Source organism: Shimia abyssi, assembly GCF_003014475.1.
Taxonomy (GTDB): Bacteria; Pseudomonadota; Alphaproteobacteria; order Rhodobacterales; family Rhodobacteraceae; genus Shimia; species Shimia abyssi.
This window is the reverse complement of sequence record NZ_PYGJ01000004.1, coordinates 207,283-222,054: the sequence shown is the minus strand read 5'-3', so window position 1 is coordinate 222,054 and position 14,772 is coordinate 207,283. Positions and strand designations below refer to the sequence as shown.

Here is a 14,772-nt window from a genome sequence, read left to right as displayed (position 1 = left end):
GTTATCCTTTGACGCCGCCGAAGGTCAGGCCGGCAATCAGGTGTTTCTGAACAAGGAAAGTCAGGATGAGCGCGGGGATGATCATAAGCACCGCAAGTGCGCACATCCCACCCCAGTTAATGGTGAATTCAGCCGTGAAATCGAGCAGACCAACCGGCATTGTTTTTGATCCCACCGAACGTGTCAGTTGGGACGCCAAGGCAAATTCGTTCCAGCTGGTGAGAAAGGCAAAGATCGCCGCTGAAGCTACGCCCGAACGGGCGACAGGGAACTCGACCTTCCAAAAAGCCTGCCAACGGGTACAGCCGTCAATCTCGGCCGCTTCATGCAGCTCCTTTGGGATCTGGCGAAAGAACCCGTCCGTCAGCCAAACGGTGAATGGGACGTTCATTGCAACATAGGCCAGAATCAACCCGAAATGCGTATCAATAATCCCGACGCGGGCGAACACGATGAAAAGCGGCAAAGAGAGCGCCACACCCGGCACCGCGCGAAACAGCATCAGACCAACGAAGTAGGCGCCTTTGCCTTTGAAACGGTAGCGTGCAAACGCGTATCCACCTGACATGCCAATCAGAATAGCGATCACTGTGGATGTCACAGACACGATCATCGAATTGCGGAAATAGGAGAACACAGGCACGCCGCCTTCTCCGGCGCCGCCGAACATGGCGCGATAATGGTCGAGCGTGAAGCTTGGCGTCCAGACTGGCGGCTTTGCCATGATCTCGACGGTGGGACGGAACGAATTCAGTACGATCCAGAGGCCAGGAATGCATATGATGGCCATCGTCAGAAAAAGCGCGACAAAGTGGACTGCTTTCAGAACGCGGCGGCGATTGCGGTGTGTGAGATTGCGATCCATATTCGTTACCCCGCCATGCCCAGTTCAGCGCGAGCTGCGCTAAGCTTGCGAAAGAAATAGATGGTGAAGAGGATGGAAAGAATGATCGACACATAGCCCATCGCATTGGCCAGCCCCATCCGCGCGTCCACATAGCCGGTACGGCTCATCAACGTCCAAAGCAGCTCGGTTCGACGAGCTGGGCCGCCGCCCGTCATGATCTGAACGATGTCATAGGCACGTGCCACATCCAGCGAACGGATAGTCATTGCGATAAAGATAAAGGGCATCAGAAATGGAAGCGTTATATGACGGAACGTCTGCCATGCGGTGCACCCATCCACTTTTGCAGCCTCCAGCGGGTCGCGCGGCATGGCGAACAATCCGGCCAGGATCAGGATGGCGAACACAGAAGTGCTCATCCAGATTTCCGCAAACAGGATTGAGAACATCGCCAATTTGCCATCGACCAGCCACGGTAGGGCGGTGTTGGACCCCAAAGACTGCAACACGTTGTTCACCAGCCCGATATTGTCGTTAAAAATGAACTTGAACTGAAAGCCAACAAGGATGGGAGAGAACATCATCGGAAACATCAGAATGGTTCTGAGAGTGCGCTGGCCCCACGTCACCTTGTTAACCATCAACGCAATGCCCAATCCCAAAATCAGTTCAAGGTTCAGCGCAATGGTCAGGAACAAAACGGTGCGACCAAAGGCAGCCCAGAATTTTGCGTCGGTCAGGATCTTTTCATAGTTGTAGGTGCCAACCCAACGCCACAACGTTGAGGGTCGCGTCAGCTTGTAAGGCGTAAAGCTGGAGTAGAGCGAGAAAATCAGCGGGATCAGGACAACGGCTGCAATGACGATGAACGCAGGCAACAGAAGAACCAACCACTCTGGAAAGCGGCGACGGGGCATGTCACACCTTTTTGGGAACTGGGCAAGGAGAGTATGGGGGCGAAACCAATCCGCCCCCAATTGGGAGAAGGGAACCCGGACCTAGTAGTAGCCGGATTCTTGCATCAGCTCGTCAACGGCTTCGGCGGCATCATCTAGTGCCTCTTTGACGGTTTTGTCGCCGACGATGGCGGCCTGAAGCTCTGGGAAAACGATGTTGGTGGTTTCACCCCATTCCGGAATTGGCGGAACTGCAAACGCGTATTTTGCACCCTCTGCAAACGCCGCCAGCGCTTCGGCACGGAACGCATCGTCGCCGCTCTTGGCTGCGGCTACATTTGCGTCCCATACGGCTGTGCGTGTCGGCAGCGATCCACCGGCAGATTCCGCCAGCTGGCTTTCTTCGCTGGTCAGGAACATAACAAGTGACGCTGCTGCTTCTTTGTTGTCGCAATCATTGGTGACGGAGAAACCATGGTGGCCGGACCATCCGGTGCGTGTCACGGACCCCATTGGCTGCACTGCAACGCCGACATTGCCGGCGGCTTTTGAGGATTCCGGATCGTTGAAGAACCCGGCCCAGCCCGGCCAATCCAAATTCAGCGCGACGGTCCCAGAAGCAAAGCCCTGTCCAAGGTCATCCCAAACATAAGAGGTTGTCCCGGCCGGTACGGCTTTGGCCTCGTAGAGGTCGACAAACCACTGTAGTGCGCGCTGGCCGGCATCCGAGTTGAAGATCGGACGCTTTTCATCGTCCAGGTAATTGCCGCCCTCTGCGACAACCATCTCGTAAAAACGTCCGACGATGGCTTCGTCTTTACCCGCATATTGTGTGCCATAAAAATTGGGCGGATCCGCAAAAAAGATCGCCTGATCCTTCATCTGTTCCCATGTTTCCGGCACGGCCAAGTCGTAGCCATATTCGCTCTTAAAGGCTGCTGCTTTGTCGGCGTCTTCATAATTCGACTTGAGGTAATAGAGAACCGACACGTCGAATTGCGCGCGTGGCAGCATCAACAATTCGCCACCGACTGTCGAGGCACCGATGTTGCCGCCAACAAACTCAGCAATTGTTTCCGCAGAGACATAATCGTTCAGATCGACATACAGACCCTCGTATTGCGGTGCAAAAGACGAATGGTTTGACCCAACACACCACGAGGTTGTTCCGGCCGCCATGTCAGACTTGATTTCCTTGTCGATCTCAAAGTGGCTTTTCTTTGAAATGATGTCGACTTTGGCGCCGGTTGCGGCCTCCCAATCTGCAATACGCCCATAGAGGCCCTCATACTGCTGACCACCAATCAGCTTCGCTTCGACGGTGACGCCATCAAAGCTACCCCATTCCGCGGCCACCGCCGATTCGCTTGCTACCACGAGCGCCGTGCTTGCCAGTAAACCTTTTAAATAGTTCGAGTTTTTCATTTTTTTCCTCCCTGGACGAAGACGTCAAAAGTATAAGATTTTCCGCCCTACATTCAAATACAAAACATTTATTTATCTATAAATCAAGCTTGACATCGATCGCCGCTTTTATGATCCTTTTGAGAGTTCCAAGGGAGAATTGGGCGCGGAATGGAAGAAATCAGTGACAAGTACCGGGCCCCGGCGTTGGAAAAAGGGCTCGACATCATCGAGCTGTTGGCCAGCCACGGAGAGGGTTTGACACAGGGCGAGGTGGCCAAGGCGTTGGATCGCTCGCAGAGCGAAATCTACAGAATGATCTCAACACTTGTCCGGCGCGGGTATATCGACCGGTCCATTTCCGGGGATCGGTACGCGTTGAGCCTAAAAATGTTCTCGCTGAGCCAACGCCATCCACCTATCGGTCGGGTGATCGAAGCAGCACTGCCGCGGATGCGCGCCGTGACGCGCAAGGCATGGCAATCGTGTCATATGGGCATGGAAAGTAATGGCGACATCGTTGTTGTTGCCGCCGCTGAATCGCCGGGCAATTGGGGGCTTGCATTGCGCACCGGCACCGTCGTCGGCCTTTGGAATACCGGTACTGGGCGAGTGCTCGCGGCCTTTCGATCAAGCGACGAAGTGGATGACCTGATCTCCCAGCACCGTTTGGCGGTGGGTGAGCCCAAACTCGACCGTGCCGAGTTTGATGAACACCTTGCGCGCATACGTAGTGTCGGTCACGAACTAATGCCCTCTGCCACCTTGACGGGCGTCACCAATATTGCCTTCCCGATTTTTGGACCATCGGGCAATGTTACCGCCGCTCTGAGCTGCCCTCACACGGAACGCGTTGATGAATTTGAAGTACCGTCGATGGAGGAGGTTACGGATATGATCGATAATCTCGCCGACGATTTGACCAGCTTGTACGGCGGCTCCAACCCGTTTCGGAAGGGAAGCTGAGAGATGATGCTGCCGCGACGTTCAATTGGGCGAACCTCACTTTTGGTTCCCACGCTTGGCTTTGGCGGTGCACCTCTGGGTGGTTTGCTTAATCCGGTCGATGATATCGAAGCCGCGCAAACGTTGACGGAGGCGTTCGCACAAGGCCTTACATATGTTGACACGGCGCCGTTCTACGGGTTTGGGCGCTCGGAGCATACTGTAGGCGATGCGCTGCGCGGGCAAGACTATGTGCTGTCGACCAAAGTGGGGCGATTGCTTAAACCGGGAATGCCGAAAGATCCTGCTGCGCTTGGCTGGCCAGAGCCGCTGCCGTTCCATCCTGTCTTTGACTACAGCTACGATGCGATCATGCGATCAGTTGAAGACTCATTTCAGCGGCTGGGCCTTGATCGGATCGACATTCTCTATGTTCACGACATTGGTCGGATGACCCATGGTGACGCCCATGAAGGTCATTTTTCCGACCTAGCCAATAGTGGGTACAAGGCGTTGGACGAATTGCGCGCCGGTGGGGTGGTTAAGGCCATCGGGTTGGGGGTGAATGAAAGCGCCGTCTGCATGGACGCTATGGGCATCGGGGACTGGGACGTGTTTCTTTTGGCCGGGCGGTACACATTGCTTGAGCAGGACCCGTTGGAGGATTTGTTAGTCGCCTGCACTGATAGAGGCATCTCGGTTGTGATCGGTGGCCCGTTCAACTCTGGTATTCTGGTTGGTGGAAAAACCTGGAACTATGGCGCGGCGCCGGATCATATTCGAAAACGGGTCGCTGATTTGTCAGCACATTGCCAAGCCTTTGGCGTGCCGCTGCCCGCCGCAGCACTGCAATTCCCATTGGGACACGACGCGGTCGTGTCCGTCATTCCGGGGTTGCGCAACCGCAAAGAATTGCAGGACGCCTTGAAATGGGCGTCAGTGGAAATTCCCGAAAGTTTCTGGGACACCCTCAAGGCAACCGGACTTGTGAGTCCGGATGCACCGACACCCAATTCCAATCCATTCAAGGTCTAGGCCCGTGAAAATCGATACACATCAACATTTCTGGAAACTGGATCGAGGTGACTATGGTTGGCTCACGCCAGATCTTGCGCCGCTTTACCGCGATTTCCTGCCATCCGACCTCAAACCGCTTTTGGACAGCGCTGGCATCGAGGGATGCATTGCCGTTCAGGCGGCGGATACAGAGGCGGAAACCGAATTTCTGCTTTCATTGGCCGACACTCATGACTGGATCGTTGGGGTGGTAGGCTGGGTCGACCTTGAAAAAGAAACGGCTCCAGAATCGATAGCCCGGCTGACGGAGCATCCAAAACTGGTGGGGCTGCGCCCGATGATACAGGACATCCCTGATGATCGTTGGATGCTGCTGGATGAACTGCGCCCGGCCATAGAAGCAATGCGTGCGCATAACCTCACATTCGATGCGCTGGTCATGCCGCGGCATTTGCCGCATCTACTTACTTTCCTTGAGAAATATGACGGATTGCGCGTCGTCGTGGATCACTGCGCGAAACCCGAAATCCGCGACAACGGATTTGAGCCTTGGGCGTCACTGATGGCGCAGGTTGCCCAGTCTGCAAGTGTTTTCTGTAAGCTGTCGGGCTTGGTGACGGAGGCGGGTGCAAATTGGACCACACCCGATTTGCAACCTTATGTTTCTCATGTGTACGAGATCTTTGGATCTGACCGCGTCATGTTTGGCAGCGATTGGCCTGTTATCAATCTCGCGTCGGACTATCCGCAGTGGCGTGAGGTTTTTAGTTCGCTCGTGCAGGACCAACCCATTCAGGAGACGCTAGGGGCAGGTGTCGCGGCAAAAGCATATCCTCGCTTAGGGTAGCCCCTGGCAGGTTTTGAGCTGCGCCTTCGTGACCTACTGGTGCTATCGGGCGATAACCTTTTCGATACCCGCCAGCGTTTTTGCGCTGGCCCCAGAGTGCAGACCCATGAACTCCGCGATGGTTTGCGGTTCGGGAACGGGCAGCGCCAACAGTGCGTCGACCATGGCGTCTGGCGTCTCGTAGGATGTCGCAATGCCGGCAAGTTTCGCCTCTTCGAACGGGTATTCGATTGTCCACGTGTAAGGGCCCACATAGGCCGGTTTGCCAATGGCAAGCGGCTCGATGATATTATGCGCGCCTCTTTCATAAAACCCGCCGCCCACGATGACCTTTTGCGCTAGGGCGAGGTAATAGAACATCTCACCAAGGCTATCGCCCAACAGAACCTGTATCTTGTTGGTGTCTGGAAGTTGGATGTTCTTCAGGCCTTCGGCGCCGGGCGCGCCCAGTCTTGAGCGCCGCTCAACCGAAAGCCCGGCCTGACACAGCCCGTCAAACACCGCGTCAAACCGTTCGGGTGCGCGCGGAACATAGATCACCAACGGTGCCGGCGAACCACGCTCATGGGCATTGGCAACAAGGTTCTGGATCATGTCCCGATAAATTGTTTCTTCATGTTCCACGCCGCTGGCTATGGCGATGACTTGGCGATTGTCCCGTTGCAGGGCTGGGCGATGCGCCTCTGCCGCGTCTAGCAGGTAGTCCGGGATCGCCTGATCGAACCGCAATTCGCCGGTCACGATTACGTCCTCGACGCCGATCGACTCGTATCGCTGTTTGTGGATGTCCGATTTTACAAAAGCACCTGCGCATTTCGCGACAATCCGTTTGCGAAACTTCAACCCCTTGGCATCGCGTATCCACGATTTGGTCGCGTATTGCGCGTTACATAGATAAAGCGGCACACCGGCCCGCCGGGTGGCGTGGATCATGCAAGGCCAGATTTCCACCTCGAGGGGCAGGCAAATCTGCGGCTGACAGGCCGCGATTAACCGCCTGTGACACCAGCTCATGTCAAAAGGCACATAGACCACAGCCAGCCGACCGCTTGCGATTTCCGGGGCAAACTGTTTCTCGGATTCGCGCCGCCCGGCTGGGGTGAAGTTTGTAACCAGCACGTTATGCCCAGCGGCCAGTGCACAGCGTATCAAAGCCGTCGCAGATCGCAATTCGCCAATGCTGACGGCATGGATCCAAACCGGGCGCTGTGGCAATGGTTTTGAATAGACGCCAAATCGTTCTCCAATGTGCTGTCGATAAAGCGGGTCCTTGCGACCGCGAAGCCAGAGGTACACCAGCCCAACCGGCAATAAACAGGCCCATAGCAGGCGGTAAAATACCATGGTTGTGCCCAATATCATGCGCTGTGCCCCTCGAGTTTGAGCAGAGCCGCAGCGAGAGGTTCGAGCGCACTGCGGGCCTCATCAATCAATCGATCCGCATTGGCGTGAGGTTTCGCGCCTTTAGTTGATGTTATCTTATCCGCGATTTCCTGTGCCGCTTGCGGCGTATCGGCGATTTCTTCACTGATCGATTGCGCGTCAAGTATCTGATAATCTGAGATAAAATTATGTACACCGGGGCCGTGCAGTACGCGGTTGCTCAGACACACCGCCTCCCATGGGTTATGCCCACCTAACCCGTCAAATGACGCACCAATCAGTGCGATGTTCGAAATGCGATACCACACGCCCAACTCTCCGAAACTGTCGGCAAGATAGACAGACGTTTCCGGTGCTATGGGTTGCCCGATGCTGCGCTGAGCAAAAGAGAAACCCGCGTGCGCAAGTGTCGTCGCGATCTCGGGCGCGCGCACGGGAATGCGCGGGACCAGAACCAACAGGGTCTGAGGGTCGCGTTTGAGCAGGATCTTATGGGCCTCAAGCACAACGTCTTCGTCGGCCTTATGCGTAGATGCGGCAACCCATACCTTGCGCGTGCCTATAGCCTGCTGCATCTCCTGAACCACACCTGCATCCGCGCGCAGTGGTTCCGCGGCGGGTTTCAGCGAGGGCATGACCTTTACGTCATGCGCGCCAAGGGCTTCAAGGAATTGAGCGCTTTCCTGATTTTGGGCGGTGACAATTTCGAACTGGGCCAGCATCTTGCGATACAATCCACGAAACGTTTTTCGCCGCTGATAGCTTTGCGGCGTGATCCGTGCGTTGATGTAGGCAAGTGGAATGCCCCTGCGCGCGGTGTCCATGATCGCGCCGGGCCACAGGTCTTGTTCAGACCAGATCGACAGGTCCGGTTGCCAATGATTCAGAAACCGTTTCACAAAAAGCGGACCATCCAGCGGTAGGAACTGGTGCATTGTGTTGTCCGGCAGATTGTCCCCAATAACTTTGCCAGCTGAGCGCGCTGTTGATGTGATCAGGAATTGCAAATCCGGGCGTTGGCGTCGCATTTCAGTGATTAAGGGGCGCAAGGCCAGCACTTCGCCCAATCCAACCGCGTGTAACCAAATCAACGTGCCCTTAGGCCGGCTTAAATCGGTCAGGCCAAGCTTTTCCTGACTACGTACTGGATCGTCCTTGCCGGATTTGACACGGTGGGCCAAAACGCGCCGCATAATCGGCTGCAACAATGGGCGCAGCAGCTTGTAACACGCCATTTGCAGGCTGAACGGGGCAGAGCCAGACATCAGGGCACTGTTGCCTTAGCCAACCAGGGATCGTTTACCGCATCCACGGAACGGGGCAGGTCGATTGTGTCCAGCCGAGAGACCGACAACGCGCTGTCAGCGCTTGGTGTGTATAGGTCGGGAACAACCGTGAAACCGGTTGTGAACCCGGCCTGTTGGACCGCGCAACGCACGGTATTGTTCTCGCTACCGAATGGATAGCAGTAGAACCCGCCCTGCACAGGGGCGCCAATTGTTTCCAAGGCGCGCACGCTGCCGCTGACCTCTTGCGCAAGCTGCTCGGCGCTCGCCTTGGCGTGCCACAAATGCAGATCGCCATGCGCGCCAAACTCATTACCTGTGGCCCGCATATCGCGCGCTTGATCAGGTGTCAGATAGAGGGTTTCGGCAAAGGCGGTTACGTCCGTCGAGACGTGTTCCTCAAAAAGCGAGGCGATAATTTTGGCGCGTAAAGGGGCGGGTAACGCGTGTTGTAGCATCCGCTTGAAATAGGCGACATCCGGGTCGTCAAACCGATTGGCCGCGCCAAATTCCTGTCGCAAGGACGCGATGTCATCATACCCTTCCATTTCCAGATAACTGTCCAGTTTCCGGGCCAGCCTGTCGGAGTGTTCGCAGCATGCAAGGATGAACTGAACCTTGTTCACCTCCAGCATCTGGCGCTTGATTAGCGACATGTAGGGGGTAAAGAATAATCCAGTCATCGCGCGGTCTTGCAGAGCTGGAAAGACGTGATCGTAGTGGTCGCTATAGCCGTCATCAAAGGTCAGCAGGCACGGCCGGTTGGGCAAGTCTGCGCCATTGTGCAGCGCGGCGTGAAACGCGGCGGGCGAGATAACCGAGTAATGCGCCGAGAGATAGTCCAACTGTGTGTGAAAATCGGCAAGCTCAAGTGCCTTAAGCCTCGGGAACGGGCTGTCGGCCAAAGGGCGCACATAGTGATACATCACCACGGTCACCGGCGCGCGCGCGGATGTGCGAGTCATAGGCCGTGCTTTTCGTAAAAAGCCAAGGTTGGGCGGTCGAGATCCAGGTCGCCTTTGGAATAGAACTGTTGGCCAAAGTCATAAAGGGAGCTGCGATCATCGCGCGCCCAGAACACCAACGAAGTTGTTGGTGGGCGGCGCAGCTCGACCGGGTAGAACAAGCTGGGCAATTCAATCAATGGATCATCCACCGCCGAGTTCCAGCCGCGTGCCCGCAAGTTTGCGATCAGACTGTGATGCGTAGCGCTGATATCGACAAATGCACAGCCCCGACGTGTTGCTTCGGCCTCCAGAAACGCGCCCGCCGCGGCATAGCCAGAGGGTGGGCCAGAAAAATCAACAACATGCAGAAACGGTATCCCGTCCACCTCATCTTGCCGCATGACCACACCGCACGCGTTTGAGGCGTTTGCGTCAATCGCGAATGCTTCGTACGTGAATACCGGATGCTCGTCATAGCGCCACTGCATATAGGCGGCATCCCGGTTCCATTGGATGGCGTCAGGGGTAGGCTGGCCGACACGCCCGGGCAAATCAAACGCCGCGCAAGCTTGTCCCTGTTGGGTCAACGCCGCGCCCATTTGTTGGCGCCGTTGCACAATCGACAACGCCGCCGAGTGCGGGTCAGTAAACCGCGCAATACGTTCAAAGTCAGAAACATAGAAGAACCGCGGAATATGGGCGAGGAATGTGAACTCTGCCTTGAGGTACAGCGGCAAAGCCTGATTCGTGATCCCAGCGCCCGACAGCACTTCGTATCTGCTCTGAAAATAGCGCAGCATTTTGCCGCCCACACCGCGCCCCTGCGCCTTAGGGGATACAATCCAAGTGGTCAGCTCCGCACCCTTTTTGCACGTCTCACCCACACAAAAATCACGCGGCGTTGCCCCCATTACGGCAATGATCTCGGTGCCATCAAGGGCAACAACGCTGTGATTTCCCGCCTCTGACGTCGGCGCGTCATTGAATTGCCATTGCAAATAATCCGTGCGCCCAAGTGCAATTGGCCGGGCCCATTGCACAGCGTAAAACGCGGCGATGTCCTGATTGGATACACCTAATTCACAGGCAGATCCGATTGTGACCAACTGGTCGTTGATGTTTTTTGAAGTGCTTTGCATGTCAGAAGACATAGTTGACGCAAAACCAAAAATCACGCTGAATCTGAGGATTGGTTCGAGCCGTCTTTTTGCCGCCTTGCCTCGCGCGTTGAACGCAGTTGCGGCGCATCGTTTAGGCAAAGCGGAAACTCCGCTTTGCCCGTTTTCTAGTGTGATTACAGCAGGTCAAACCGATCTGCGTTCATGACCTTGGCCCATGCGGCGACAAAATCCGCCACAAACTTGGCCTCGCCATCCGACGATCCGTACACCTCGGCAATCGCCCGCAGGATCGAGTTGGAACCAAACACCAGATCGACACGTGTCGCGGTCCAGCTCTCTGCGCCACTGGCACGGTCTACGCCGCTATAAAGCCCTGGCTCACCCTCTTTCGGACCCCACTTGGTGCCCATATCCAGCAAGTTCACAAAGAAGTCGTTGCTCAGTGCGCCGGGACGATTGGTCAGCACACCGTGGGTGGTCTGGCCATGGTTTGCCCCCATTGCCCGCATCCCGCCAACCAGCGCCGTCATCTCAGGTGCGGTCAGTGTCAGAAGCTGCGCGCGATCCAGCAAAAGCTCTTCTGGTGCGACTGCATACTCGGTCTTCTGATAGTTGCGGAAGCCGTCCGCCGCAGGTTCCAGTACGGCAAAGCTCTCGACATCGGTCTGATCCTGACTGGCGTCAGTACGCCCTGCCGAAAACGGCACAGCCACATAGTGGCCAGCAGCTTTGGCAGCCTGCTCAACACCGACATTCCCCGCCAACACAACCAGATCGGCCAGCGAAACGGGTTTGCCAAACGACGTCTGAATGCCGCCCAGCACGTCCAGCACCTTGGCCAGCTGCGCAGGCTCGTTGCTGTCCCAGCTCGCTTGAGGCTCAAGACGGATGCGGCCGCCATTTGCCCCGCCACGCTTGTCCGAGCCACGGAAGGTTGCCGCCGCATTCCATGCGGTTGACACCAGTTCGGCCACGGACAGACCAGATGCTGCGATCTCTGCCTTCAAGGCCACTTCGTCTGCGGCGTCTATTGGCGCATGATCTGCGGCTGGCACACAATCCTGCCACAACAATTCCTCGTCTGGTGCCTCTGGCCCAAGATAAAGTGAGCGAGGCCCCATATCGCGGTGGGTCAGCTTGAACCAAGCGCGGGCAAATGCATCGGCAAATGCGTCAGGGTTCTGATGGAAATTGCGCGCAAATGGCTCCAGTTCGGGATGCATCCGCAGCGACATATCCGCTGTCGTCATCATTGGCGCGTGCATTTTGCTGGGGTCATGTGCGTCAACCACCATGTGCTCAGGGGCGACATCCTTGGCGACCCATTGCTGTGCGCCTGCCGGGCTCTTGGTCAGCTCCCAGTCATAGCCAAACAGCACGTCGAAATAGCCGTTGTCCCACTGTGTCGGGTTTGGCTTCCATGCGCCCTCAACTCCCGAGGTTGTCGTGTCACCCGCGTTGCCGGTGCCATGGCCATTGATCCAGCCCAGACCCATATGTTCGATCTCTGCACCTTCTGGCTCGGAGCCAACGAGGTCGGGGTTACCTGCGCCATGTGCCTTGCCAAAGGTGTGACCACCCGCGACCAGCGCCACCGTTTCTTCGGGGTTCATCGCCATGCGGCCAAACGTGTCGATCACGTCATTGCCTGACAATACCGGATCGGGGTTCCCATCCGGACCTTCGGGGTTCACATAGATCAGGCCCATCTGCACAGCCGCCAATGGATTGTCCAGCTCGCGCTCACCGGAGTAACGGCTGTTTTCCTGATCGCTGGTCGCCAGCCATTCGGTTTCGGCACCCCAATAGATGTCTTCTTCGGGCTCCCAGATGTCGGCACGGCCACCGGCAAAGCCAAACGTCTTGCCACCCATCGATTCAATGGCCACGTTTCCGGCCAGGATCATCAGATCGGCCCAGGAGATCTGGTTGCCGTATTTCTGTTTGATCGGCCACAACAGGCGGCGTGCCTTGTCGAGGTTGCCGTTGTCCGGCCAGCTGTTGAGCGGGGCAAACCGCTGGTTCCCGGTTGATCCACCGCCGCGACCGTCTGTCGTGCGATAGGTGCCTGCGCTATGCCATGCCATGCGGATGAAAAGACCGCCGTAATGGCCATAATCCGCTGGCCACCAATCCTGTGAGTCTGTCATCAACGCGGTCAAATCGGCCTTGAGCGCATCATAGTCAAGTTTCTGAAACTCTTCGCGATAATCGAAATCCGGGTTCATCGGATCGGAGAGATCCGAACGCTGGTGCAAAATCTTCAGATTCAATTGGTTTGGCCACCAATCCCGATTGGAATTTGTACCCTGCTTGACCTGTCCATGCATGACCGGGCATTTGCCGCCGCTGCTCATATCATTTCCGTCCATGACGTCCTCCACTGATAAATGCCGAACGGTCCGTGCCTTGTGCACGGGCTTGCCCAACGTTCGGCGCAATAAACTCTGAGTCGGCTGTTTTGGTGCCAACAGACATGAGCCTAGCCGCTTTTTTGAATTATTCTAAGTTGCATTTTTTCATCGTTCCGATAGTTTTTTCTTATGATTAATGTAACGCTCCGACAGCTTCGATATTTTGACGCGCTGGCCCGTCAGGGCCATTTTGGTCGCGCTGCCGAGACGTGTTCGATTTCGCAGCCGGCGCTTTCGGTGCAAATCAAAGAGTTAGAAGATACACTCGGAGTGCAACTTTTCGAGCGGTCCGCCCGCAAGGTGCGTCTAACAAATGTGGGCGAAGATGTTCTGACGCGCGCCCGCGAGATATTGCTATCGATCGAAGAGCTGGGCGACCTTGCGCGTGCCTCGCAACAAGGGCTTTCGGGGCGGTTACGTCTGGGGGTGATTCCCACCATCGCGCCCTATCTGTTGCCCTCGATCATGCGCACCTTGGGGAAGAATTTTCCGGCGCTGGACATTCATGTGCGTGAAACGCTGACCTCGACCCTATTGCGCGAGATGGACGAAGGGCGGTTGGATGCTGCCATTTTGGCGCTGCCCCTTGATGACCCAACACTGACCGAGGTGGATCTCTTTTCAGAAGAGTTTGTGCTGGTGCGCGCCGCAACGGATGCGGGCAAACCTATTCCAAATGTTGATACGCTACACCGGATGCGTTTGCTGTTGCTCGAAGAGGGGCATTGTTTTCGCGATCAGGCGCTGGAGTTCTGCAATATCGGCGGCACAACACCAACCGATGGGTTTGACGGCAGTAGCCTGTCCACATTAGTCCAGATGGTTGGGTCCGGAATTGGCGTGACTCTCATTCCGGAAATGGCCGTGTCGGTTGAAACGCGCTCGGCCCCGGTGATCGTGTCCCATTTCGCGGCACCGGCGCCGCAGCGCCGGGTTGGCATGGTCTGGCGCAAAACCAATCCGTTGGCGGATCGGTTGGAGCAGATTGCCGAAGGTGTTCGGCAATCTGCGAATGATTTAGCGGCTCAACTTTGATGCATCGCGCGCAAGGGCTTCGATCTGATCCCACGCGCCGTCATTGACCAGCGCCTTGGGCGCAACCCAGCTGCCACCTGCGCAGACCACGTTGGCCAGCGACAGGTAGTCGGAGGCGTTTGTTGGGCTGACACCACCGGTTGGGCAGAATGAAATCTGAGGCAGGGGGCTGGCCAGCGAGCCAATGAATTTGGCTCCGCCAGCGGCTTCTGCCGGAAAGAATTTCAGCATGTCATAGCCACGCTCCAGAAGGCGCATTGCTTCGCTTGCAGAGGCCGCGCCGGGCAAGAGTGGCAGGCCCTCGGCCTCACATGCCTCAAGCAGCACATCCGTCGCACCAGGTGACACGCCAAAGGTGGCACCGGCCTCTTTGGCCGCATTGACATCAGCCGGTGTAAGCAGCGTACCCGCGCCCACCATGCCGCCCTTGACCTTGGCCATTTCAGCAATGACCTCAAGCGCTGCCGGGGTGCGCAGCGTTACCTCAAGCACGGGCAATCCGCCCGCGACCAATGCCTCGGCCAAGGGGCGCGCGTGATCCGTGCTTTCAACAACCAGAACCGGCACAATCGGCGCAGCCTGACATAGTTCGCGGGCTGCTTGGCTCGCCTGAGAAGGGGTAATCGACAT

General features: G+C 56.6%; 13 protein-coding genes. 4 read left to right on the top strand and 9 right to left on the bottom strand.

Annotated elements, in window-relative coordinates; all coding sequences use genetic code 11:
• Position 1: 1 nt before the first annotated feature.
• The 3 genes from CLV88_RS09595 to CLV88_RS09585 form a co-directional block, all read right to left on the bottom strand.
• On the bottom strand, positions 2-865 hold the full coding sequence (locus CLV88_RS09595) for a carbohydrate ABC transporter permease (protein ID WP_106608166.1): 864 nt from the start codon (positions 863-865) through the stop codon (positions 2-4).
• Positions 866-870: 5 nt separating this feature from the next.
• Positions 871-1,764 (bottom strand): carbohydrate ABC transporter permease, encoded by an 894-nt coding sequence (locus CLV88_RS09590; RefSeq protein WP_106608165.1) that lies wholly within the window; start codon positions 1,762-1,764, stop codon positions 871-873.
• Positions 1,765-1,845: 81 nt separating this feature from the next.
• The gene (locus CLV88_RS09585; RefSeq protein ID WP_106608164.1) at positions 1,846-3,168 is read right to left on the bottom strand and encodes an extracellular solute-binding protein; all 1,323 of its coding nucleotides are present in this window, start codon (positions 3,166-3,168) and stop codon (positions 1,846-1,848) included.
• A 150-nt stretch (positions 3,169-3,318) separates the two neighbouring features.
• Between CLV88_RS09585 and CLV88_RS09580 the strand changes: the two genes are divergently transcribed.
• Genes CLV88_RS09580 through CLV88_RS09570 form a run of 3 tightly spaced genes read left to right on the top strand, consistent with a single transcriptional unit; the run spans position 3,319 to position 5,956 of the window.
• A complete protein-coding gene (locus CLV88_RS09580) occupies positions 3,319-4,113 on the top strand; it encodes an IclR family transcriptional regulator (RefSeq protein ID WP_106608163.1) in 795 nt (264 codons plus the stop codon).
• Between the two features lie 3 nt (positions 4,114-4,116).
• Positions 4,117-5,127 (top strand): aldo/keto reductase, encoded by a 1,011-nt coding sequence (locus CLV88_RS09575; protein WP_106608162.1) that lies wholly within the window; start codon positions 4,117-4,119, stop codon positions 5,125-5,127.
• Positions 5,128-5,131: 4 nt separating this feature from the next.
• Positions 5,132-5,956: an amidohydrolase family protein gene (locus tag CLV88_RS09570; protein WP_243403623.1), complete on the top strand. Its 825-nt coding sequence runs from the start codon at positions 5,132-5,134 to the stop codon at positions 5,954-5,956.
• Between the two features lie 42 nt (positions 5,957-5,998).
• Here CLV88_RS09570 and CLV88_RS09565 read toward each other — a convergent pair whose 3' ends face one another.
• The 5 genes from CLV88_RS09565 to katG form a co-directional block, all read right to left on the bottom strand.
• Complete coding sequence (locus CLV88_RS09565) at positions 5,999-7,318, bottom strand: 3-deoxy-D-manno-octulosonic acid transferase (RefSeq protein WP_106608160.1); 1,320 nt, start codon at positions 7,316-7,318, stop codon at positions 5,999-6,001.
• Positions 7,315-8,604: a 3-deoxy-D-manno-octulosonic acid transferase gene (locus tag CLV88_RS09560; RefSeq protein ID WP_106608159.1), complete on the bottom strand. Its 1,290-nt coding sequence runs from the start codon at positions 8,602-8,604 to the stop codon at positions 7,315-7,317. The genes CLV88_RS09565 and CLV88_RS09560 overlap by 4 nt, the downstream gene beginning before the upstream one ends.
• On the bottom strand, positions 8,604-9,590 hold the full coding sequence (locus CLV88_RS09555) for a polysaccharide deacetylase family protein (RefSeq protein ID WP_106608158.1): 987 nt from the start codon (positions 9,588-9,590) through the stop codon (positions 8,604-8,606). The genes CLV88_RS09560 and CLV88_RS09555 overlap by 1 nt, the downstream gene beginning before the upstream one ends.
• Positions 9,587-10,711, bottom strand: a complete 1,125-nt coding sequence (locus tag CLV88_RS09550) for a GNAT family N-acetyltransferase (RefSeq protein WP_165798848.1) — start codon at positions 10,709-10,711, stop codon at positions 9,587-9,589. Before CLV88_RS09550 ends, CLV88_RS09555 begins: the two co-directional genes overlap by 4 nt.
• A 155-nt stretch (positions 10,712-10,866) precedes the next feature.
• Positions 10,867-13,065: a catalase/peroxidase HPI gene (gene katG, locus CLV88_RS09545; RefSeq protein WP_106608156.1), complete on the bottom strand. Its 2,199-nt coding sequence runs from the start codon at positions 13,063-13,065 to the stop codon at positions 10,867-10,869.
• A 171-nt stretch (positions 13,066-13,236) separates the two neighbouring features.
• On the opposite strand from katG, the gene CLV88_RS09540 reads away from it, so the two are divergent.
• Positions 13,237-14,142, top strand: coding sequence for a LysR substrate-binding domain-containing protein (locus CLV88_RS09540; protein ID WP_106608155.1), 906 nt, complete (start codon positions 13,237-13,239; stop codon positions 14,140-14,142).
• On the opposite strand, the gene eda is transcribed toward CLV88_RS09540, so the two are convergent.
• The gene (gene eda, locus CLV88_RS09535; protein ID WP_106608154.1) at positions 14,125-14,772 is read right to left on the bottom strand and encodes a bifunctional 4-hydroxy-2-oxoglutarate aldolase/2-dehydro-3-deoxy-phosphogluconate aldolase; all 648 of its coding nucleotides are present in this window, start codon (positions 14,770-14,772) and stop codon (positions 14,125-14,127) included. The genes CLV88_RS09540 and eda overlap by 18 nt on opposite strands.